The organism is Dactylosporangium darangshiense, from assembly GCF_039537565.1.
Lineage (GTDB): Bacteria > Actinomycetota > Actinomycetes > Mycobacteriales > Micromonosporaceae > Dactylosporangium > Dactylosporangium darangshiense.
In genome coordinates this window covers 120,256-140,501 of record NZ_BAABAT010000005.1, presented here as the reverse complement: position 1 = coordinate 140,501, position 20,246 = coordinate 120,256, and the positions used below count along the sequence as shown (strand labels likewise).

Below are 20,246 nucleotides of genomic sequence, written 5' to 3'. Positions count from 1 at the left end.
CAGATCACGCTACCGTGCAGATGACTTGTCCGGTATGTGTGCCAAGGCCGAGTCTGGCCGCGGCATCGAGATCGGCCGCGGTGTCGACGTCGCGTCGCAGGCTCGGCCACGCTCCGTCGAGACGTACCGCGCCCGAGCGCAGGTGCGCCGCCGCCGAACCCGGGCCGAAATGCGGCGTCAGGGCCTGGCCGGCGGGGGCCGCGAGCAGCACCGTTCCGGTGCCCTCGAGATCCGGCACGAACGCGCGCCGACCCGTCCGCGCGGCGGCGACCAGCGCGGACTCGAGATCCTCCGGACGCATGGCCGGCAGGTCCGCCGTCAGCGCGACCACCGAAACCGCGTCCGCGCGTCCCGCGTCCGCGCGTCCCGTCTCCGTGCGTGCCGCGTCCGTGCGTGCCGCGTCCGTGCGTGCCGCGTCCGCTCGTCCCGCGCCGGGATGCACGGCGGGCGTGCGGGCCGCACCCATGAGTGCGGCGTCCGCGCCTGTCGCGTCCGCGCGTTCCGGGGCGGTCAGTTGATCGCGTTGGGTTCGGTTGACGTCGGCTTCGTCCGCACCTGCGGTGCCACCCGCGCCCAGGGCGCTACCTGGGCCGTCCGCGCCGGGCTCTCCGTCCGTGGCGGTCGCGCGGGCGTGGAAGGGGCCGAGGGGGCGCTGGGCGGCCTGGGCGCCGTACGCGAGAGCGGCGTTGAGGCCGGCGGCCGGGGCGTCGGGCAGACACAGGGCGCCCAGCGTGGTCAGCTCCGCGCACACCGCCGGATCGTCACAGATCACCACGACGCGGGCGACCGCGCGGCACGCGAGGGCGGCGGCTACCGTGTCGCGTGCCATGGCCAGCACGAGGTCGGGGTGTACGGCCTCGGGAACGGCGCCGCGCAGCCGCGTCTTGGCCGCTCGCAGGGGTTTGACCGGCACCACGGCGACCCAGGCGGCCGGTCGCTCGGAAGCCGTCGGCTGGATGGTCGACTGGCCGTGGCAGTGCATGAGCCATCCTGACACGGCCACACGGCGCCCGGCAGTGGCATGATTCGCAGCAGAACCGTGAGGGGAGGGTGAGATGGTGCGCCGGAGGCTGGGCTTTTGGCGGCGTTTCGCCGTCATGACCGTCAAGCCCGCGATCCAGGTGCTGACTCGCCGCACCTGGCGGGGCATGGATCACATCCCGGCCGAGGGCGGGGTGATCATCGTGGTCAACCACATCTCCCACGCGGACCCGCTCGCCGTCGCGCACTACATCTACGACGCGGGGCGATGGCCGTCGTTCCTGGCCAAGTCCAGCCTGTTCGAGGTGCCGGTGCTCGGGTACCTGCTGAAGGCGGTGCACCAGATCCCGGTGCGTCGCGGCACCACCGACGCGGTCAAGGCGCTCGAGGCCGCCCGGGAGGGCGTGCGCGGTGGCGAGGCCGTGGTCATCTACCCGGAGGGCACCACGTCGCGTGAGCCCGACCTGTGGCCGATGCGCGGCAAGACCGGCGCGGCCCGGCTGTGGCTAGACACCCAGGCGCCCGTGATCCCGATCGTCATGTGGGGGCCGGAGCAGATCTACGACCCGCGTACGAAGAAGCTCAAGCTGCTCCCGCGCGCGATGGTCACCATCGTGGCGGGCGAGCCGATGGACCTGTCGGCGTGGGCGGACGCGCAGCCGACCGTGCAGACCCTCGGGGAGATCACCGAGCACATCATGCTGCACCTGCGTGACATGCTGGTGGAGATCCGCGGCGGTACCCCGCCGCCGCTGTGGACCCCGAAGCGCACGGCGGAGCGATCCGAAGAGCAGGCGGCATGAGCATCCAGCGCGCGGCGGTCCTCGGGGCCGGCTCGTGGGGCACGGCCTTCGCGAAGGTGCTGGCCGACGCCGGCACGCCCGCCGTCACCATCTGGTCGCGCCGGGCCGAGCTGGCCGCCTCGATCCGCGACCAGCATCACAACCCGGACTACCTGCCCACGATGTGGCTCCCGGACGCCGTCACGGCGACGTCCGACGCGCACGAGGCGATCGACGGGGCCGACCTCGTCGTGCTCGCCGTGCCGTCGCAGACGCTGCGCACCAACCTGTCGGCCTGGAGCGGCGCGATCGGCGCGGACGCGACCCTCGTGAGCCTCATGAAGGGCATCGAGCTCGACACGCTCAAGCGGATGAGCGAGGTGATCGTCGAGGTGGCCGGGGTCGAGCAGGACCGGGTCGCCGTGGTCACCGGCCCCAACCTGGCGCCCGAGATCGCCGCCGAGCAGATCGCGGGCACCGTTGTCGCCTGCCGCGACATTCGTCGCGCCGAGCTCGTCCAACGGGCGATCAGCACGCGCTACCTCCGGCCGTACACCAACGACGACGTCGTCGGCTGCGAGCTCGGCGGCGCCGTCAAGAACGCGATCGCCCTCGCCTACGGGATGGCCTCCGCGCTCGGTTTCGGCGACAACACCAAGGCCACGCTGATCACGCGCGGCCTGGCGGAGACGGCCCGCCTCGGCGCGGCGTTCGGCGCCAACCCGATGACCTTCGCCGGCCTCGCCGGCCTCGGCGACCTGATCGCCACGTGCTCGTCGCCCCTGTCGCGCAACCGCACGTTCGGCGAGCGACTCGGCCGCGGCGAGACCCTGGAGCAGGCGCAGGCCGCGACGCGCCAGACCGCAGAGGGCGTCAAGAGCTGCCTTTCGATCCGTGACCTCGCGCGCAGCGTCGGGATCGAGATGCCGATCACGGAGCAGGTCGAGCTGGTCTGCCACGAGGGCGTCGACCCGCTCAAGGCCATCGCTGCGCTCATGGCCAGGGAGACGAAGCCGGAGCGCCCGGGCGTCCCCTCGACCGGCCAGTGACCGCCCCCGAGCCGCTTTCGGCGGCCCAGCCAACCGCCGCGGACGAGTCCGCTGCCACCGGCCTTGGCGGCCGCCCGGACGCGGTGCAGGGGGCCGCTGACGGCGCGGTTGCGGGACGTGGCGGTTCGCAGGCGCGTGGGGATGGGACTCGCGTCGTGCATGCCGGCGTGCCCGCGCCGGTCGCGGGCGAGCCGTTCCTGCCGTCGCCGGTGTTCGTGGCGCCCTATCACCTGGATCCGGTCGCGGGGCCCCAGGCGGGCGTGGACGGGTACGGGAGGTCGGACAACCGGACGTACCGGATGCTGGAGCAGGCCATCGGCGAGCTCGAGGGCGGCGAGTGCGTCGTCTTCGCCTCCGGCATGGCGGCTATCACCGCGGTGCTGCTGGCCACGCTGCGCGGTGGCGATGCCGTGATCCTGCCCAGCGACGGGTACTTCCTCACCCGCGCCTTCGCGGCCGAGCACCTGCCCGGGCGCGGGATCGAGGTGCGGACGATGCCGACGGCGGGGCCGTACCCGGCGTTTGACGGCGTCCGGCTCCTGCTGCTCGAGACGCCCTCCAACCCGGGCCTGGACGTCTGTGACGTCGCCGATCTGGCCGCGCGGGCGCACGCCACCGGCGGGCTCGTCGCGGTCGACAACACCACGCCTACGCCGCTCGGGCAGCGGCCGCTCGACCTCGGCGCCGACTTCTCGGTCGCGTCGGGCACCAAGGCGCTGACCGGGCACTCCGACATGCTGCTGGGCTACGTGTGCACGCGGGATCCGGAGCTCGCGGCGATGATCCGCACGTGGCGCGCGCGGACGGGTGGCGTGCCCGGGCCGTTCGAGGCGTGGCTGGCGCACCGGTCGCTCGGCACCCTGGACCTGCGCCTGGCGCGGCAGACCGCGAACGCTGCGGCCGTCGCCGACCTGCTTGCCGGCCATCCGGCGGTAGCGTCCGTGCGCTGGCCCGGGCGGCCGGGTGATCCCGCCTACGAGGCGGCGGGAAGGCAGATGCGCCGCGTGCCGGGCGTCGTGACGTTCACGCTCGCCGACAAGGCGGCCGTGGACCGCTTCCTGGCCGCCTCCGAGCTGATCTTCGCCGCGACGTCGTTCGGCGGCCTGCACACCTCGGCCGACCGCCGGGCGCAGTGGGGCGACGACACGCCCGAGGGCCTCGTGCGATTCTCGTGCGGTGTGGAGGACACGGCCGACCTGGTCGCGGACGTCCGCCTGGCGCTCGACGCCGCACTGGGCTGACGCATCCGCGCGGAGGCGCGACCAGTTGCTGCGGACTGGCCTGAGCGAGGCGGACGTGGTGGCGGCGGCTTGGTGCTGCGGTGCGTGCGGGCGCGCGCGGGACGGAGCGGCGCCGGGGCGCGATAAGCGCGGTTCCGGGACGCGTCGGCGCGCGGTCGCGGCGCGGTGGACGCGGAGCGGTGGACGCGGCGCGGTGGACGGGGAGCGCGGACGAGCGCGGTGGACGCGGAGCGCGCGGTCGCGGAGCGGTGGACGGGGAGCGCGGACGAGGCGCGGTGGACGCGGTGCGGTCGACGCGGAGCGCGCGGACGCGGAGCGGGTGGGGCGAGCGGAGCCGTGGCGGGTGCGTGCGGGTGAGGGCTGGCGCGGGGAGAGGCTCAGCAGTGCAACGTGCCGGGAGCCGTTGCGGGCACCGTGGCGACGATGGGGGCTGAAAGGTTCACGAGCCAGGAGCCGTCGGCGGCCTTGGGGACCACGACGCGGACCGCTACCTCGCGGTCGATGGTCTGCCACACGGTCTCGCCCGAATGTTCCTCCGGGAACCAGCAGACGTTCGACAGGCCCAGGAGCTGGGCGTCCTGGGGGACCGTCGGCTGAGGTACGCCGCACGTCAGGACGATCGCGGGGTCGCCGAAGGCGGCGTTCTGCTCGGCGCCTGCCGTCACGGGGCGGCGTGACAGGCCGCCCAGGACGTCTGGGAGGCGTGCGACCAGGGCGCGGCAGACCGTGGCGGGGCTCGGGGCGAGCTGGGGGGCCTCGGCGGGTACCGCTGCCGCGCTCGGCTTTTTGGCATGACCCGGGAAACCGCCGAGGACCCAGAAGGCGACCAGGCCGACCACCAGTGCGATCGGCAGTGCCGCGAGGGTGGCGATCCGGGCGGGGCTCGGCGTGGGGCGCGTCGTGTCCGCGCTCACTACAAGTGCACCACCGAGCAGGTGACGGTGCGGGTGATGCCGGGCACCAGCTGGACCTTCGACACGATGAGCTGGCCCAGCTCGTCGATGCTGCGCGCCTCCGTGAGGACGACGACGTCGTAGGGGCCGGTGACCGCGTCCACGCGGACCACCCCGCTGAGGCCATGGATGGCCGTGGCAACGTCGCGTGCCTTGCCGACCTCTGTTTGGATCAGGATGTAGGCCTGTACCACGACACGACTCCCTCCCTGCGCCGTACGAGCGCTGATCAGGCGTCAACCTACAGCAAGAATGGAACCGGCAATCAACCGCCGTGCGTGATCGTGTCATGACGCGCGGCTTCGGCGACACTAACGAGCATCAGGTTGGAGGACGGGTGACCGTAGCAACCGCCGGGGAGTTCGGGCTCATCTCACGGGTGACGGCTCGGCTCGGGGCGGCGTCGCCCTTTGTTCTGCTCGGGCCGGGGGACGACGCGGCCGTCGTCGCGGCCCCGGACGCGCGCGTGGTGGCGAGCACCGACGCGCTCGTCGAGGGGCGGCACTTCCGCCGCGACTGGTCCAGTGCCCGCGACGTGGGCCACCGCGCGGCCGCGGCCAACCTCGCCGACATCGCCGCCATGGGTGCGCGCCCGACCGCGCTCCTGGTGGCCCTTTGCGCCCCGGCGAACCTACAGATCTCGTGGGCGGAGGAGCTTGCCGACGGCCTGGCCGCGGAGGCGGCGAAGACGGGCGCGACGGTCGTGGGCGGGGACACCTCCTCGAGCCCGACGCTGACGATCGCGGTGACCGCGCTCGGCGATCTCGAGGGGCGGGCGCCGGTGGTGCGCTCGGGCGCGCGCCCGGGCGACGTCGTGGCCGTCGCAGGGCGCATCGGGCACGCCGCGGCCGGGTACTCGATCCTGTCGCGCGGGTTCCGCGCGCCGAAGCTGCTCGTGGACGCGCACCGCCGGCCGGAGGTGCCGTACCACCTGGGCGCGGTCGCGGCGCGGATGGGCGCGACGTCCATGATCGACGTTTCCGACGGGCTGCTCGCCGACCTCGGCCACATCGCCGCGGCCAGCGGCGTCGGCATCGACCTGCGGCGCGACGCGTTCACCCTGCCTGAGCCGATGCTCGCCGCCGCGACCGCGCTCGGCGTCGACCCGTACGACTGGATCCTCGCCGGCGGAGACGACCACGCGCTCGCCGCAACCTTCCCTCCGGACACCGAGCTGTCGGCCGACTGGCTCGTCGTGGGATCCGTGGTGGCACCCAGTTCGGTCACAGAAGGTGACGGTGTGGCGGTGGATGGGCGCAGGTACGCGGGCGGCGCCCCCGGATGGGATCACTTTCGGTGACGGTTTCCCGCCGAAGCAGTAAGGCCCTATACGGCCCGTACCCTTTACGGTCGTGACCGAGATCGACATCCGACTGACCCGCTATGGATCGCGGGTCGCCACCGAACTCACCGCCGCCGCGCTCGCCGATCTGAGCGAACGGTACGGCGGGGACGGTGACACCACCCCGATCCAGCCGGGCGAGTTCGACCCGCCGGAGGGGGCGTTCCTCGTGGCGTACGTGGACCACGCGCCGGCCGGGTGCGCCGGCTTCCGCACCCTCGCCGAGGACGAGACGACGGCGGAGCTCAAGCGCATGTACGTCGCGCCGCAGTTCCGCGGGCTCGGCCTCGCGAAGGCCCTCCTGGCCGCCGTGGAGGACGCGGCCCGGCAGGCGGGGCGGCAGCGGGTCTGGCTGGAGACGGGGACCGCGCAGCCCGAGGCGATCTCGCTCTACCAGCAGAGCGGATATGCGCGGATCGAGGATTTCGGGCATTACAAGGGGTACCCGGACGTGCGCTCCTTCGGCCGGGACCTCTGATCGTGGGCAGAGCGCCCGCGGCGCGCGGTAGCGGCGACGTCGAGTACCGCAGGGCGTCGCGTACCGCGGCCTAGGGGGTCGCGGTTGGAGCGCGGCGCACGGCAAAAGGCCCCGTGACCTGGTCACGGGGCCTTTGCGTAGGCTGTGTCAGCCGCGAACGACCTTGCCGGCCTTGAGGCAGGACGTGCAGACCTGCATCTTCCGCGTGGTGCCGCCACCGGCCGGGGTGCGCACCGTCTGAATGTTGGGGTTCCAACGGCGGTTGGTCCGCCGGTGCGAGTGGGACACGTTGTGGCCGAAGCCCGGTCCCTTGCCGCAGACGTCGCACACGCTAGCCACGGGGATCTCCTGGGATTGATTGCAGTCTCGGGTCGGAACGGACCCGCGTTGCGGACCTCGTTCCAGGCGTCACCGGCCGGGTGAGCGGCGGGCAACCCGGTAAGGCTACCTGATGCCGGCCCGCGACACCCAATCGGCCCTGTCTGGGGCGCATCGGTGGGGAATGGCGGCGCCCACCGTTAGGCTCTGGCCCGTGCCAGACAGCGTGGACGCCGCCATCGTCCGCCGGTGGTGTGTCACCGGCCTGGGCGCGCTGCGGCGCCATCAGGCGGAGATCGACGCGCTCAACGTGTACCCGGTCCCGGACGGCGACACCGGCGCCAACCTCGTGCTGACCATGACCGCTGCGGTGCGGGCCCTGGGCGACCGCGCGGAGGCCGCGGCCGGCGGCGAGGGCGCGGCGGGTGCCGAGGACGCGGTGGGTGAGGTGCTGCGCGAGGTGGCGCGGGGAGCGCTGATGGGCGCACACGGCAACTCGGGCGTCATCCTGGCCCAGCTGTTCAAGGGCCTCGCCGACGGGCTGGAGGGCGTCACGGCGGCGGACGGCCGCCAGCTCGCCCGGGCGCTGGACGAGGCGGCGCGCGGCGCGTACCGCGCGGTCGCGGCGCCTGTCGAGGGCACGGTGCTGTCGGTCGGCGCGGCCGCCGCCGCGGCGGCCCTAGACGCGGCGTCCGGGCCCCATGACGTGGCCCTCGTGCCCGATGGCGCGGCGCCCGGGCCCTATGACGTAGCGCTCCTGCCCGATGGCGCGGCGTCCGGGCCTGGTGGTGTGGCGTTCGGGCCTGGTGGCGCGGCGTCCGGGACCGATGGCCTGGCCTCCGAGCCCGGTGGCGTGGCGTCCGGGACCGATGGCGCCGCGTCCAGGCCCGGTGGCGTGGCGGAGGTGGCCCGGGCGGCGGCGAACGGGGCGCGGGTGGCGCTCGCGCGGACGCCTGAGCAGCTGCCGGCCCTCGCCCGGGCCGGTGTCGTCGATGCCGGCGGGCGCGGCCTCGTGGTGCTGCTCGACGCCCTCGTGGAGACCCTGACCGGCGAGGCGCCGCCCGAGTTGGAGCCGGGCCCGGTCGTGCCGGTCGGCGTGCGCCCGGGCGCGAGCATGGTGCGGGAGACGGGCTCGGACGCGTACGGGTACGAGGTGCAATACCTGCTGCGGGCGTCGGCGGGCGCGGTCGAGGACCTGCGCCGCGCCCTGCTCGGGCTCGGGGACTCCCTCGTCGTGGTGGGGGAGGGCCCCATCTGGCACGTCCATGTGCATGTCAACGACGTCGGGGCGGCGATCGAGGCCGGGGTCGAGGCGGGCCGGCCCAGCCGGATCACGGTGACCCGGTTCGCCGATCAGATCGCCGCGCGCGCGGTGGCGTCTGCGAGCCCGGAGGCGGCCCCTGGCCCGGAGGCGGCCCCGGTGGTTGCCGCGCCGGTCGCCGTCGCGGCGGATGAGACCCGCGACGAAGTCGCAGCGCCGAGCGAGCGGGCCGTCGTCGTGGTGTGCAGCGGCGCCGGCCTGGCCGAGCTGCTCGAGGGCGAAGGCGCCGCGGTGGTCACCGGCAGCCCGTCGACCGGGGAGATTCTGGCGGCGATTTGCGGTACCGGGGCGGGGCGCGTCGTCGTGCTGCCCAACGACTCCAACGTGCTCGGCGTCGCCTCGGCCGCCGCCGCGGAGGCGCGGGCGCTGGGCGTCCGCGCGGGGGTGGTGCCGACCCGCTCGCCGGTGCAGGCGCTCGCCGCGATGGCCGTGCGCGACGCCGCGCGGCGGTTCGAGGACGACGTGATCGCGATGGCCGAGGCGGCCGCGCGGTGCCGGTCGGCCGAGGTCACGATCGCGGGGCGGGAGGCGCTGACCGTTGCCGGGCGGTGCCAGCCGGGCGACGTGCTCGCGATCGTCGACGGGGAGGTCAACCTCATCGGGCAGGATCTGTCGCGCACGGCGTGCGGGCTGCTGGACCGGATGCTCGGGGGCGGCGGCGAGCTCGTCACCCTGATCGTGGGCGAGGACGCGCCCGCGGGGCTGGGCGACGCGTTGCGCGCGCACGTCGAGGGGGCGTGGCCGTTCGTCGAGGTGCAGTGCTACGAGGGTGGGCAGCCGCATTACCCGCTGCTGGTGGGTGTCGAGTAACGGCTGGACGCCGGACGGGGGAAGATGGGCCGAGTGGCCGACATCGACATGACGACGCCGTTGCAGAAGGTGCTCGGGGGCAACGGGGCGAAGCTGCTCGCCGAGCACCTCGACCTGCACAACGTGGGCGACCTGGTGTACCACTTCCCGCGTCGCTACGAGGAACGCGGCGAGCACACGGACATCCGGGCGCTGGAGACCGACACCGACGTGACGGTGTTCGGGCAGGTCAAACGCGTCAACTCGCGCCAGTTCACGCAGCAGCGAGGTGCCACGCGGGGCAAGCGCGGGTCGCTGGTCGAGGCGGTCATCGGCGACGACAGCGGCGGTGAGATCAGCGTCACGTTCTTCAACCAGCCGTGGCGCGAGAACCAGCTGCGCCCGGGGCGGTGGGGCCTGTTCTCGGGCAAGGTCGGGCGCTTCAACAACAAGCTGCAGCTCAACCAGCCCGACTACGTCCTGCTCGACGCCGGCGAGGGCGAGGAGGCGGTCGAGGAGTTCGCCGGGGCGATCATCCCGGTGTACCCCGCGACCGCGCGCGTGCCGACCTGGCGCATCGCCGCGGCGGTGCGCACCGTGCTCGACGTGCTGCCGCCGACGCCCGACCACGTGCCGGCCCCGACGCGGGCGAACCGGCGGCTCACGTCGCTGGACAAGGCGCTGCGCGAGATCCACCGGCCCGAGTCGCAGCAGTCCCTGGCGATCGCGCGGCGGCGGCTGAAGTGGGACGAGGCGTTCGCGCTGCAGCTGACGCTGGTGCAGCGCAAGAAGCGGGCCGAGGACTGGCCGGCGGTGCCGCGCCCGCGCCGCGACGACGGGCTGCTGGCGACGTTCGACGCTGGGCTGCCGTACGAGCTGACCCGCGGGCAGCACGACGTCGGCGAGGAGATCGCGGCCGACCTGGCGCGGGCGCACCCGATGCACCGGCTGTTGCAGGGCGAGGTCGGCTCCGGCAAGACGCTGTGCGCGCTGCGCGCCATGCTGCAGGTCGTCGACGCGGGCGGCCAGGCGGCAATGCTGGCCCCGACCGAGGTGCTGGCCGCCCAGCACTACCGCAACGTCATGGACCTGCTCGGCGGCATGGCCCGGGAAGGCGAGCTCGACGCGGCGCCGCAGGCCACCCGGGTGGCGCTGCTGACCGGCTCGCTGGGCGCGGCCGCGCGCCGCAAGGTGCTCGAGGAGATCCGCAGCGGCAGCGCGGGCATCGTGGTCGGCACCCACGCCCTGCTCTACGAGGGCGTCGACTTCGCCGACCTCGGCCTCGTCGTCGTCGACGAGCAGCACCGCTTCGGCGTCGAGCAGCGCGACGCCCTGCGCACGAAGGCGGACCAGCCGCCGCACGTGCTCGTCATGACCGCCACCCCCATCCCGCGCACGGTCGCGATGACCGTGTTCGGCGACCTGGAGACGTCGGTGCTCAGCCAGCTGCCGCGCGGGCGCTCGCCGATCGCCTCGCACGTCGTGCCGGTCACCGAGAAGCCCGCGTTCCTGGACCGGGCGTGGCGGCGGCTGCGCGAGGAGGTCGCGAAGGGCCACCAGGCGTACGTCGTGTGCCCGCGCATCGGCGATGCGAAGTCCGACGGCGAGGACGTCCCGCCCGTCGGCGACGACGGGCGCCGGCCCCCGGTCGCGGTGCTCGACGTCGCGCCGCAGCTGGAGGAGGGGCCGCTGCACGGGCTGCGCATCGGGGTCCTGCACGGGCGCCTGCCCGCCGACGAGAAGGACGCCGTGATGCGCTCGTTCGCCGCGGGCCGGCTCGACGTGCTGGTCGCCACGACGGTGATCGAGGTCGGCGTGGACGTACCGAACTCGACCATGATGATGATCCTCGACGCCGACCGGTTCGGCGTCTCGCAGCTGCACCAGCTGCGCGGGCGCGTCGGGCGGGGCAGCGCGCCCGGGCTGTGCCTGCTGGTCACGGAGTCCGGCGAGGGCACGCCCGCGCGGGCGCGCCTGGACGCGGTGGCCTCCACCACCGACGGCTTCAAGCTCGCCGAGCTCGACCTCGAGCAGCGCCGCGAGGGTGACGTGCTCGGCGCCACCCAGTCCGGCCACCGCTCCCACCTGCGCCTGCTGTCGCTGCTGCGCGACTCGGAGCTCATCGGCGAGGCCCGCGCTGAGGCGACCGAGCTGATCGAGGAGGACCGGGAACTGCAGGGGCACCCGCGGCTGGCCGAGATGATCGCGCGGCTGGTCGACGAGGAGCGGGCGGAGTATCTGGAGAAAGGGTGATCGTTTGTTCTTGACACCGCGGACCTGGCAGCGGAGCGAAGCGGAGCGGTGTCTGGTGGGAACAACGGTCGTCAGTTGCACGGGCCCGAGCCATGAATTTCTGAACAAAGAGCGTGAGGCGGATCACAATGACGCGCATCGTGGCCGGGGCGCTGGGCGGCCGGCGGCTGACGGTGCCGGCGGGCCAGGGCACGCGGCCGACGTCCGATCGGGTGCGCGAGGCGCTGTTCAGCAGCCTGGACAACCTGCTCGACCTGGACGGGGCGCGCTTCGCCGACCTCTACGCCGGCTCGGGCGCGGTCGGGCTGGAGGCCTGTTCGCGCGGTGCGGCGCACGTGCTGCTCGCCGAGGCCGACGCGAAGGCGGCGCGCGTCATCCGGGGCAACGTCGCGGCGCTCGGCGTCGGTGACCGGGTGCGCTTGGTCACGGACAAGGTGGAGCGCCTGGTCGCGGGGGAGCCCGGCGAGCGCTACGACGCGGTGTTCATCGACCCGCCCTACGCCGTGACCGATGACCGCGTCCGCGCGGTGCTCGAGGCGCTCGCCGCGCGCTGGCTCGCCCCGGACGCGGTGGTCGTGGTCGAGCGCTCCAGCCGGGGCGCCCCGCTCGCCTGGCCCGACGGGCTCGGGCAGGTGGCCGAGCGCCGCTACGGGGAGACCGCGCTGTGGTATGCCCGACGCGATCAGGACGGCTCACGCACCGCCTGAAAGAACCTTTGGTACGGTCCCCGCTCATGAGGCTTGGGCTGGTGCAATGAGGCGCGCGGTCTGTCCGGGTTCGTTCGATCCGGTCACCAACGGGCACCTGGACATCGTGGGTCGGGCATCGTTGATGTTCGATGAGGTCGTCGTCGCGGTGCTGATCAACCAGAGCAAGGCGGGGCTGTTCACCGTCGACGAGCGGCTCGAGATGCTCGCGACCGTGACCGCGCCGTATGCCAACGTGCGCGTCGACGCCTTCCAGGGCCTCTTGGTCGACTTCTGCCGGGCCAACGAGGTCACCGCGATCGTCAAGGGCGTGCGGGTGGCCGGCGACTTCGACTACGAGCTGCAGATGGCTCAGATGAACTACGGCCTCAGCGGTATCGAGACGCTGTTCATGCCGACCAACCCGAAGTACTCCTTCGTCTCCTCGAGCCTCATCAAAGAGGTCGCCAAGTGGGGCGGCGACGTTTCGCCACATGTACCCGATCTCGTGGCGAATCGGCTGCGGGAGCGGTTCGCCTCGTCGCGAAAGTAGATGCAAAACCCGAGTGGCGATAAAGCGGCATCGTGCTTCGAGCCGCATCATGGTTACGTCGTTCGACGTTGGGAACAGGAGTGACCGCAGGTGGATCCGCTCGAGAGCATCGACCAGATCATCGGACTGGTTGAGGGTGCACGGTCGGCGCCGATGTCGCGGAGCAACTTCGTGTTCGACCGCGCCGACATGATCAATCTGCTCGACCAGGTGCGTGCCGACCTGCCAGGGGAGCTGCGCCGGGCGACCGCGCTGCTCGAGGAGCGGGACAAGATCGTCGAGGCGGGGCGGCGCGAGGCGGAGCGGATCATCGCCGAGGCCGAGGCCGAGCACACCCGCCTCGTGTCGATCAACGAGATCGTCGTGTCGGCCGAGCACGAGGCGTCGCGCATGATCAACGAGGCGCGCGCGGAGACGCAGCGGCTGCGCGACGAGGTCGACGACTACGTCGACACCGCCCTGGCCAACTTCGAGCAGTTCCTGACCCGCTCCCTCGCCTCGATCGAGCGGGGGCGGGACAAGATGCACGCGCTGCGCGAGATCGGCTCGTTCACCCCGTCCGGCGAGGACGATCGCCCACTGCCGTTCTGAGAACGGCCCCCGGGCGCGCTATGGTGGGGGCGATTCGACGGAAGATCTGCCGCTCGGGTAGCCTAGTCCGTCGGCCCTGCCTGGCCGGAGTCTGAAACGATGCCACACCAACAGCACCCGCACCTGGATCCCCGGTCGCCGCTGGTCCTCGAGACGAGAGACCTCCCACGCCGACCGGGCGCTCTGCATGCGGTCTCGCGGAAGGTGCCGGCGCCCAAGGACCTCGGCCTGGAGCTGATCGGCGTGCCCCAGGGCGCCGAGCTCGACCTCCAGCTGCGGATGGAGTCGGTTTCCGAAGGCGTCCTCGTCTCCGGCACCGTCACCGGCCCGCTGGTCGGCGAGTGCGGGCGCTGCCTACGCCCGATCAGCGACACGCTGGACGTCCCGCTCCAAGAGTTCTATGCCTACGAGCACAGCACCACGGACGAGACGACGGACGAGGACGAGGTCGGACGGCTGCAGGGCGACCTGATCGACCTGGAGCCGGCACTGCGGGACGCGGTGGTGCTCTCCCTGACCGCCAACCCCGTGTGCCGTGAAGACTGCCTAGGTTTGTGCCCCGATTGTGGGGTTCCGCTCGACGAACTGCCCGCGGGCCACACCCACGAGCAGATCGACCCGCGCTGGGCCGCCCTGTCCCAGATCAAGACGTCAGAGGAGTAAGTCCGTGGCCGTTCCCAAGCGGAAGATGTCGCGCAGCAACACCCGGTCGCGCCGGAGCCAGTGGAAGGCCGTCGCGGTCTCCACCCAGCCGTGCCCGCAGTGCCGCTCGCCCAAGCTGCCCCACGCGGCGTGCTCGGTCTGCGGCACGTACAACGGCCGCCAGGTCATCGAGGTCTGATCACCAGGTCCGGGTGACGCGATCCGACCGATCGCCGCACGGCGGGGAGTCCCCGTCCGGCGTCGCGCGGATCGCCGTCGACCTCCTCGGCGGGGATGGGGCTCCCGCCGTCGTGGTTGACGGCGCTCTGCGTGCATGCAGCGCCGATCCAGACCTCCACCTCGTCCTCGTCGGGCCGCGCGAAGCGGCCGACGAGGTCATTGGCGCGCTCGCGGTCGGTGACCGTGAGCGCGTCGGTGTCATCACCGTCGACGCCGCCATCGGTATGGCCGAGTCGCCGCTGCGCAACATCCGCCGCGGGACGACGGTGCGCGCGGCCGCCGAGGCGGTCTACACGGGCCGCGCGGACGCGATGGTCTCCGCGGGGTCCAGCGGCGCCGCCGTTGCCGCCTCCGCGCACGTGCTCGGCCGCCTGCGCGGCGTGCGCCGGCCCGGCCTCGCCGCGCAGGTGCCCACCCCGAACGGCACCGTGCTGCTCCTCGACGTCGGCGTGACGCTCGACGCCACCATGCTCGAGCTCGTCCAGCACGCCGTGCTCGGCACCGCCTTCGCCGCCGTCGCGCTGGGCATCGAGCGCCCGCGCGTCGGGCTGCTGTCCATCGGCAGTGAGCCCGGCAAGGGCGACCGCCTGCGCCGCGCCGTGTCGATCGCGCTGTCCGACGTCCCGCTGCCCGCCGGCGGGCGCTACGTCGGTCTCGTGGAGGGTCACGACGTACCGCGCGGAGGCCCCGCCGACGTCGTCGTGAGCGACGGTTTCACCGGAAACGTGCTGCTCAAGGGCATCGAGGGCGCCCTGTCCGGGCTGCACCACAACGCCGGAACGTCCGTCAGGCACGAGGCGGCGGCCGTTCTGCTCGGCGTGGCCGGCGACGTGGTCGTCTGCCACGGCTCGGCCGGAGGGGCCGAGGTCGCCGACGGCATTGCCCTCGCCGCACGACTGCACCGAGGCCGCATCACCCCTGCGGTCGCGAGCCTCGCCGACGATCTGCTGACCGAACTCTCCTCGGCCGGCGGGCTCACCATCCGTGACGCACTGGGAGAGCGCTCGTGAAGAACCAGAATCATCTCGAGGCCGCGTTCGGCGTCGAGTTCGACCCGGAGATGCTCAAGCGGGCGCTGACCCATCGTTCGTACGCGTACGAGAACGGCGGCCTGCCAACAAACGAACGGCTGGAGTTCCTCGGCGACGCGGTCCTGGGCGTGGTGATCACCACCGCGCTGTTCCAGAACCACCCCAAGCTCGCCGAGGGCCAGCTGGCGAAGCTGCGCGCCAGCGTCGTCAACATGCGCGCCCTCGCGGACGTCGCGCGCCGCCTGGGCCCCAACGGCATCGGGCCGTTCCTGCTGCTGGGCAAGGGCGAGGAGGCGACCGGGGGCCGCGACAAGGCCAGCATCCTCGCCGACACGCTCGAGGCGCTCATCGGCTCGATCTATCTGCAGTACGGCCTGGAGATCACCGCCAAGGTCATCCACAAGCTGTTCGACCCGCTCATGGCCGAGGCGGCGCTGCGCGGCGCCGGCCTGGACTGGAAGACCAGCCTGCAGGAGCTCACCGCCGGGCGCGGCCTCGGGGTGCCCGAGTACCGCATCGACGAGGAGGGACCCGACCACGCCAAGCGGTTCACCGCCTGGGTGATCGTCGCCAAGCAGCGCTACGGCGGCGAGCAGGGCGGCAGCAAGAAGGAGGCCGAGCAGCGCGCCGCCGAAGCGGCCTGGCGCGAGCTGTCCGGCGTCCAGCCCGAGTCGTCCGCGGCCGCCGCCCCGGATGCGCACGACGCCGTCCCCGAGAAGGCCCACACCCCCGCAAAGACCGAGACCGCCGAGGAACCGCCCCCCAATGACGATGACGCCGGTCAATGAAAAAACGGAGCGCGTGCGCTCCACGCTGATCGCGTTCCCCCTGGGCCTGTACGCCTTGAGCCGCCTGCTGCAGCTGGCGTTCCTGTGGTGGATGGCGCCCGACGACAAGATCCGTGACCGGCTGCTGGCCTGGGACGGCGGGCACTTCGTGCGCGTGGCCCAGGAGGGGTACCCGACCGGGTACAGCTTCGACGCCGACGGCAACCTCACCGGCAACGGGCTGGCGTTCTTCCCCGCCTACCCGATGCTGGTGCGCCTCGTGCACTACGTCACCCGCCTCGACTACGGCACGGCCGCGATCACCGTGTCGTGGCTCGCCGGAGGCGCGGCCGCGGTCCTGCTGTGCGCATTGTTCACGCGGTTGTACGACGAACGCGTCGGCCTGGTGCTCACCGCGCTGTTCTGCGTGCAGCCGATGTCGATGGTGCTGTCGATGGGGTACTCGGAGGCGTTGTTCACCGCGCTCGTGGCCGGCATGCTGCTGTGCGCGCACCGCGGTGACTGGCTGCCCGCCGGCCTGCTCGGGCTCGGCGCCGGGCTGACCCGCCCGACGGGCGCGGCCGCGGCCATCGCCCTCGCGGTCGCCGCCGGCATCGCCGTCTACCGCGCCCGCGCGGGGGCCTCGCGGCCGGCCGAGGGCGCTTCGCAGCCGGCCGAGGGCGCTTCGCAGCCGGCCGAGGGCGCCTCGCGGCCGTGGAAGCCCCTGCTGGCGGCCGCCATTGCGCTCGCGGGCGTGCCCGCCTACCTGCTGTGGGTCGGGCTGCGCGTCGGCGACCTGGGCGCGTGGTTCGACATCCAGACCGCGGGCTGGGGCACCACGTTCGACTACGGCACCTCGAGCGTGCTGTTCGTGCGCGACGCCCTCAAGGGCGGCGACGGCTGGATCCAGGTCAGCGTCGCGTGGATGCTGATCGGCACCGTCATCCTCGCCGCGGCTGCGCTGAGCCGGCGCATGTGGCCGCCGCTGGCCGTGTACGGCGTCATCGTGCTAGTGCTGGTTCTCGGGCAGGCCGGCTACTACCACTCGAAGCCGCGGCTGCTCGTGCCGGCGCTGCTGATCCTGGTGCCGCCCGCGGTCGCGCTCGCTCGCGCGCGTCCGCGCACGGCGGCGCTCGTCGTGGCGGCCGTCGGCGCGTTCGGGCTGTGGTACGGCTCGTATCTCATCACTGTCTGGCACTACGCGATCTAACTTTCTGGCACTACGCGATCTGTTCGTTCGGCACTACGCGATCCAGAGGGGAACATGCCTGAGCTGCCCGAGGTCGAGACCGTACGCCGCGGCCTCGACAAGTGGGTGTCCGGCCGGCGCATCGCCACGGTCGAGGTGCTGCACCCGCGCGCGATCCGCCGCCATATGCCCGGCGCCGAGCACTTCGCGGGCGTCCTCGCGGGCCGCCGCGTGGGCGCGGTCATGCGCCGCGGCAAGTACCTGTGGCTGCCGCTGGACGACGAGGACGCGCTCGTCGGCCACCTCGGCATGTCCGGCCAACTGCTCATGCAGCCCGCGGACGCGCCCGACGAGACGCACCTGCGCATCAGGTTCACGTTCGACGACGACGGGCCGCAGCTGCGCTTCGTCGACCAGCGCACCTTCGGCGGCCTCGCCGTGTCCGAGGGCGGCGCCGTGCTGCCCGCGGAGCTCGCCCACATCGCGCTGGACCCGGTCGACCCGCTGTTCGTCGACGACGCGTTCGTGGACCGGCTGCGCCGCCGGCGCACCGAGGTGAAGCGGGCGCTGCTGGACCAGACGCTGATCTCCGGCGTGGGCAACATCTACGCCGACGAGGCGCTGTGGCGGGCCCGCCTGCACGGCGCGAGGGACACGTCGCAGCTTTCCCGTCCATCGGTACGCCGCCTGCTCGGACACGTCCGGGACGTGCTCAACGAGGCGATCGGCCAGGGCGGCACCAGCTTCGATGCGCTTTACGTCAACGTCAACGGCGAGAGCGGCTACTTCGACCGCTCGCTGAACGCCTACGGCCGCGAGGGCCTGCCCTGCAACCGCTGCGGCAGCCCGATGCGCCGGGAGGCGTTCATGAACCGGTCCTCGTACTCCTGCCCGCGCTGCCAGCCGCGGCCCCGTCTCGCACCACGCTGAGCTGGCGGTAGGGGCGCGGGCGCCGCGGCACCGGGGCCGGCTTGCCCGGCTCCCCGCCGGCCTCGGCGAGGCCGGGCCAGAGGCCGCACCAGGCGGGCAGGTCGGTGTAGGGGTCGGGCGCGCCCAGGTCGGTGACGAGCCCGAAGCCGGCGCCGCGGCTGACCTGCAGCCTGGCCGCCTCGTCGAGCTCCCACGGCGGCACGGCGTGCACCAGGTGCCCGTCGCCCGGGCGCGCGCCCGCGCCGGTCCAGCGCCGGTACTCCCGCCAGCTGCCGTCGAACACGCACACCGGCAGGCCCAGTTCGCGGTACGCCTCGTCGGGCGGCTCGCCGGGGTTGAGCACCACGTCGGGCATCCCGCCGCGCACGGCCGCCTGCGCGACGACCGCGACCGGGCCGATCGAGTACGGGCTGACGGGCGTGCGGTCCAGGAACACGCCGCGCACCGGGTAGCCGGCCCACCGGTACACGTCGGCGCGGATGTCCGCGACCGGGCGCGTGCCGTAGTCAACGTCCACGTAGCCCAGCAGGCGCACCCCGGCCGCGTCCAGGCGGCTCATGGCGGCCGTCCACAGCGGGTCGCGGCCGCTGCCGGGCCCGCCCGCTACGTCGACGACGACGGTGAACGCCGGACCGTGTCCCGCGACGATCTCCCATGCGTGTGGCCGGGCCAGCGGATGCGCCCGCAGCGGCAGGAGCGTCGGCACCCGGTCCACGACCGGACTAACGATGCTGGGCCCCCTCAAGCACGGCCGGTGTCCGCCGTCCAGTAGGGCGTGCGGCCGCGCATCGCGGCCCCGACACCGATCGATGTGATGGCGCAGTCGACCAGCATGTCGTGCGTGTTGCCGTCGTGCAGCCAGCGCTTGACGACGTCGCCGGCGTCGCCGCCCTTGGCGGTCAGCTCGTCGGCGAACCCGCTGTAGCCGGCGGCCTGCACGCGCGCGGCCGCATCGCTGCCGTCACTGCCCCGGCTGCCGGTGAAGTCCCTGGACGCCATGTCGGCGGCGTGCCCCCGCGCGGCCGCGCGCAGCTTGGCGTCGACCCTGAGCGGCTGGCACTTCTCCTTGCGCCGCTCACCGTTGATCAGCTGCACCACGCGGTCCTCGTAGCCGGTGTTGAAGTTCGCGGCGACGAGCGTGGTCCTGGCGGCACCCGGCGTGGTGGCGGCCGACGAGGGTGCGCCGCTCGCGGCCGGTGCGCTGGAGGCGGCGGGCTCGGCCGCCGGCGCGGCCGGGGGAGCGGCGCGCTCGGCGTTGGAGGTGCCGCCGCCGTCGGTCAGGGCGGGCACGATCAACGAGCCGAGGCCGAACAGGACCAGCACGGCCGCGACGAGCGCAGCGACGCCCGTGGGGCCGAGCCGGTCGACCAGTTGCCGCACGGACTGACCTCCCGCAAGGCGTCCTGTATCGAGGCCGGGCCGCGGTGCTGTCATCGCACTCTCCCGGTCGTGTCGTCCCCAGAATTTTCAAACGAGACGCTACTTTGCAGTGGCGCCGCAGAGCAACCGGTGGCACACTGCCACGATCGGCGCGGCGGTGCGGATCACGCACCCGGGTGAGTGAGAACACCCTGGCCAGGACGTTTGGCGTGCCGGTTGGCTTGACTAAGTCGCGCCCCGGAAGGAACATAGAGGGGTCGCCAGTCGCGCCCATTCATGCCCTTGTGCTTCGGTCGCGGGTGCTGGGCGCGCGTTTGCCGGAATCGACCGGCTGCGCTTAACAAGGAGACGATATGGCTAAGGCCCTCTTCGGCCACGTAGGCAGCGCGCCCGACCGGCGCCTTGTCGACGAGGTCACCCAACTGCGCGCCAAGGTTCGGGCGCTCGAGTTCGAGGTCGTTCGGCTCCGCGCCGAAAATGACCGGCTCGCTGCAGCGGCGTCAGAGGCGGACCAGCTGGTCCGGCTCGTCGAGCCGGCGATGGCCTGAACACCTCAGGACACCGCATTCTGCGCAGAACTGCACAGTAAACCCGCGCGCCGACATCCAATGGGTCTCGGCGCGCAGTCATGTAACGACCCCATCACGTAACGACCCGATCGTCCGGTTGGTTGCGCGAGTGACTCGAGTGGGCGCTGTGCCCACGACACGCGCATTATGGTGTGCGGTGC

General features: G+C 73.0%; 22 protein-coding genes and 1 pseudogene. 17 read left to right on the top strand and 6 right to left on the bottom strand.

Annotated features, from left to right (window positions below; all coding sequences use genetic code 11):
- Nucleotides 1–4 precede the first annotated feature (4 nt).
- Nucleotides 5–322 (bottom strand): annotated as a pseudogene (locus ABD901_RS13015) (2-phospho-L-lactate guanylyltransferase); the annotation flags it as partial.
- 733 nt (nucleotides 323–1,055) lie between these two features.
- On the opposite strand from ABD901_RS13015, the gene ABD901_RS13010 reads away from it, so the two are divergent.
- From ABD901_RS13010 to ABD901_RS13000, 3 genes are all read left to right on the top strand, one after another.
- On the top strand, nucleotides 1,056–1,784 hold the full coding sequence (locus ABD901_RS13010) for a lysophospholipid acyltransferase family protein (RefSeq protein ID WP_345124873.1): 729 nt from the start codon (nucleotides 1,056–1,058) through the stop codon (nucleotides 1,782–1,784).
- Nucleotides 1,781–2,812 (top strand): NAD(P)H-dependent glycerol-3-phosphate dehydrogenase, encoded by a 1,032-nt coding sequence (locus tag ABD901_RS13005; RefSeq protein ID WP_345124872.1) that lies wholly within the window; start codon nucleotides 1,781–1,783, stop codon nucleotides 2,810–2,812. Before ABD901_RS13010 ends, ABD901_RS13005 begins: the two co-directional genes overlap by 4 nt.
- Nucleotides 2,813–2,895: 83 nt before the next feature.
- Nucleotides 2,896–4,053, top strand: coding sequence for a cystathionine gamma-lyase (locus ABD901_RS13000; protein WP_345125565.1), 1,158 nt, complete (start codon nucleotides 2,896–2,898; stop codon nucleotides 4,051–4,053).
- 377 nt (nucleotides 4,054–4,430) lie between these two features.
- Here the strand turns inward: ABD901_RS13000 and ABD901_RS12995 are convergent, their stop codons facing one another.
- Together ABD901_RS12995 and ABD901_RS12990 are read right to left on the bottom strand one after the other, a co-directional pair.
- On the bottom strand, nucleotides 4,431–4,967 hold the full coding sequence (locus ABD901_RS12995; protein WP_345124869.1) for a DUF3515 domain-containing protein: 537 nt from the start codon (nucleotides 4,965–4,967) through the stop codon (nucleotides 4,431–4,433).
- Entirely contained in the window at nucleotides 4,967–5,200 is a 234-nt protein-coding gene (locus tag ABD901_RS12990; RefSeq protein ID WP_345124867.1) for an Lrp/AsnC ligand binding domain-containing protein, read from the bottom strand. The genes ABD901_RS12995 and ABD901_RS12990 overlap by 1 nt, the downstream gene beginning before the upstream one ends.
- 143 nt (nucleotides 5,201–5,343) lie before the next feature.
- Here ABD901_RS12990 and ABD901_RS12985 point away from each other — a divergent pair, with 143 nt between their 5' ends.
- A complete protein-coding gene (locus ABD901_RS12985; RefSeq protein WP_345124865.1) occupies nucleotides 5,344–6,306 on the top strand; it encodes a thiamine-phosphate kinase in 963 nt (320 codons plus the stop codon).
- A 52-nt stretch (nucleotides 6,307–6,358) separates the two neighbouring features.
- Nucleotides 6,359–6,826 carry a GNAT family N-acetyltransferase gene (locus ABD901_RS12980; RefSeq protein WP_345124863.1) on the top strand — a complete coding sequence of 156 codons (468 nt, stop codon included), beginning with the start codon at nucleotides 6,359–6,361 and terminating at the stop codon, nucleotides 6,824–6,826.
- A gap of 147 nt (nucleotides 6,827–6,973) precedes the next feature.
- Here ABD901_RS12980 and rpmB read toward each other — a convergent pair whose 3' ends face one another.
- A complete protein-coding gene (gene rpmB, locus ABD901_RS12975; RefSeq protein WP_223101777.1) occupies nucleotides 6,974–7,165 on the bottom strand; it encodes a 50S ribosomal protein L28 in 192 nt (63 codons plus the stop codon).
- Nucleotides 7,166–7,358: 193 nt separating this feature from the next.
- Here rpmB and ABD901_RS12970 point away from each other — a divergent pair, with 193 nt between their 5' ends.
- The 11 genes from ABD901_RS12970 to mutM all read left to right on the top strand — a co-directional run bounded on the left by ABD901_RS12970 (nucleotide 7,359) and on the right by mutM (nucleotide 18,136).
- Nucleotides 7,359–9,275 carry a DAK2 domain-containing protein gene (locus tag ABD901_RS12970; protein ID WP_345124861.1) on the top strand — a complete coding sequence of 639 codons (1,917 nt, stop codon included), beginning with the start codon at nucleotides 7,359–7,361 and terminating at the stop codon, nucleotides 9,273–9,275.
- Between the two features lie 24 nt (nucleotides 9,276–9,299).
- A complete protein-coding gene (recG, locus tag ABD901_RS12965; protein WP_345124859.1) occupies nucleotides 9,300–11,507 on the top strand; it encodes an ATP-dependent DNA helicase RecG in 2,208 nt (735 codons plus the stop codon).
- Nucleotides 11,508–11,635: 128 nt separating this feature from the next.
- Nucleotides 11,636–12,214, top strand: a complete 579-nt coding sequence (gene rsmD / locus ABD901_RS12960) for a 16S rRNA (guanine(966)-N(2))-methyltransferase RsmD (RefSeq protein WP_345124857.1) — start codon at nucleotides 11,636–11,638, stop codon at nucleotides 12,212–12,214.
- A gap of 46 nt (nucleotides 12,215–12,260) precedes the next feature.
- The gene (gene coaD / locus ABD901_RS12955; protein ID WP_345124855.1) at nucleotides 12,261–12,746 is read left to right on the top strand and encodes a pantetheine-phosphate adenylyltransferase; all 486 of its coding nucleotides are present in this window, start codon (nucleotides 12,261–12,263) and stop codon (nucleotides 12,744–12,746) included.
- A 90-nt stretch (nucleotides 12,747–12,836) separates the two neighbouring features.
- A complete protein-coding gene (locus tag ABD901_RS12950; protein WP_345124853.1) occupies nucleotides 12,837–13,337 on the top strand; it encodes a hypothetical protein in 501 nt (166 codons plus the stop codon).
- 99 nt (nucleotides 13,338–13,436) lie between these two features.
- On the top strand, nucleotides 13,437–14,000 hold the full coding sequence (locus tag ABD901_RS12945; protein WP_345124851.1) for a YceD family protein: 564 nt from the start codon (nucleotides 13,437–13,439) through the stop codon (nucleotides 13,998–14,000).
- 4 nt (nucleotides 14,001–14,004) lie between these two features.
- A complete protein-coding gene (gene rpmF / locus ABD901_RS12940; RefSeq protein WP_259861936.1) occupies nucleotides 14,005–14,178 on the top strand; it encodes a 50S ribosomal protein L32 in 174 nt (57 codons plus the stop codon).
- A 13-nt stretch (nucleotides 14,179–14,191) separates the two neighbouring features.
- Nucleotides 14,192–15,229: a phosphate acyltransferase PlsX gene (locus ABD901_RS12935; RefSeq protein WP_345124849.1), complete on the top strand. Its 1,038-nt coding sequence runs from the start codon at nucleotides 14,192–14,194 to the stop codon at nucleotides 15,227–15,229.
- A 50-nt stretch (nucleotides 15,230–15,279) separates the two neighbouring features.
- The gene (gene rnc, locus ABD901_RS12930; protein WP_380139777.1) at nucleotides 15,280–16,038 is read left to right on the top strand and encodes a ribonuclease III; all 759 of its coding nucleotides are present in this window, start codon (nucleotides 15,280–15,282) and stop codon (nucleotides 16,036–16,038) included.
- Nucleotides 16,039–16,051: 13 nt separating this feature from the next.
- The gene (locus ABD901_RS12925) at nucleotides 16,052–17,227 is read left to right on the top strand and encodes a glycosyltransferase family protein (RefSeq protein WP_345124844.1); all 1,176 of its coding nucleotides are present in this window, start codon (nucleotides 16,052–16,054) and stop codon (nucleotides 17,225–17,227) included.
- Nucleotides 17,228–17,281: 54 nt separating this feature from the next.
- On the top strand, nucleotides 17,282–18,136 hold the full coding sequence (mutM, locus tag ABD901_RS12920; protein WP_345124842.1) for a bifunctional DNA-formamidopyrimidine glycosylase/DNA-(apurinic or apyrimidinic site) lyase: 855 nt from the start codon (nucleotides 17,282–17,284) through the stop codon (nucleotides 18,134–18,136).
- On the opposite strand, the gene ABD901_RS12915 is transcribed toward mutM, so the two are convergent.
- Nucleotides 18,072–18,851, bottom strand: coding sequence for a spherulation-specific family 4 protein (locus ABD901_RS12915; protein WP_345124840.1), 780 nt, complete (start codon nucleotides 18,849–18,851; stop codon nucleotides 18,072–18,074). The genes mutM and ABD901_RS12915 overlap by 65 nt on opposite strands.
- 26 nt (nucleotides 18,852–18,877) lie before the next feature.
- Entirely contained in the window at nucleotides 18,878–19,516 is a 639-nt protein-coding gene (locus ABD901_RS12910; protein WP_345124838.1) for a CAP domain-containing protein, read from the bottom strand.
- A gap of 353 nt (nucleotides 19,517–19,869) precedes the next feature.
- Here ABD901_RS12910 and ABD901_RS12905 point away from each other — a divergent pair, with 353 nt between their 5' ends.
- A complete protein-coding gene (locus ABD901_RS12905; RefSeq protein ID WP_345124836.1) occupies nucleotides 19,870–20,064 on the top strand; it encodes a hypothetical protein in 195 nt (64 codons plus the stop codon).
- Nucleotides 20,065–20,246 lie beyond the last annotated feature (182 nt).

What these genes read in the sequence shown, in the direction of transcription:
- ABD901_RS13010 (WP_345124873.1), top strand. Translation starts at nt 1,056, where the DNA reads ATGGTGCGCCGGAGGCTGGGCTTTTGGCGGCGTTTCGCCGTCATGACC.
- ABD901_RS13005 (WP_345124872.1), top strand. Translation starts at nt 1,781, where the DNA reads ATGAGCATCCAGCGCGCGGCGGTCCTCGGGGCCGGCTCGTGGGGCACG.
- recG (WP_345124859.1), top strand. Translation starts at nt 9,300, where the DNA reads ATGGGCCGAGTGGCCGACATCGACATGACGACGCCGTTGCAGAAGGTG.
- rsmD (WP_345124857.1), top strand. Translation starts at nt 11,636, where the DNA reads ATGACGCGCATCGTGGCCGGGGCGCTGGGCGGCCGGCGGCTGACGGTG.
- coaD (WP_345124855.1), top strand. Translation starts at nt 12,261, where the DNA reads ATGAGGCGCGCGGTCTGTCCGGGTTCGTTCGATCCGGTCACCAACGGG.
- ABD901_RS12945 (WP_345124851.1), top strand. Translation starts at nt 13,437, where the DNA reads ATGCCACACCAACAGCACCCGCACCTGGATCCCCGGTCGCCGCTGGTC.
- rnc (WP_380139777.1), top strand. Translation starts at nt 15,280, where the DNA reads ATGCTCAAGCGGGCGCTGACCCATCGTTCGTACGCGTACGAGAACGGC.
- mutM (WP_345124842.1), top strand. Translation starts at nt 17,282, where the DNA reads ATGCCTGAGCTGCCCGAGGTCGAGACCGTACGCCGCGGCCTCGACAAG.
- ABD901_RS12905 (WP_345124836.1), top strand. Translation starts at nt 19,870, where the DNA reads ATGGCTAAGGCCCTCTTCGGCCACGTAGGCAGCGCGCCCGACCGGCGC.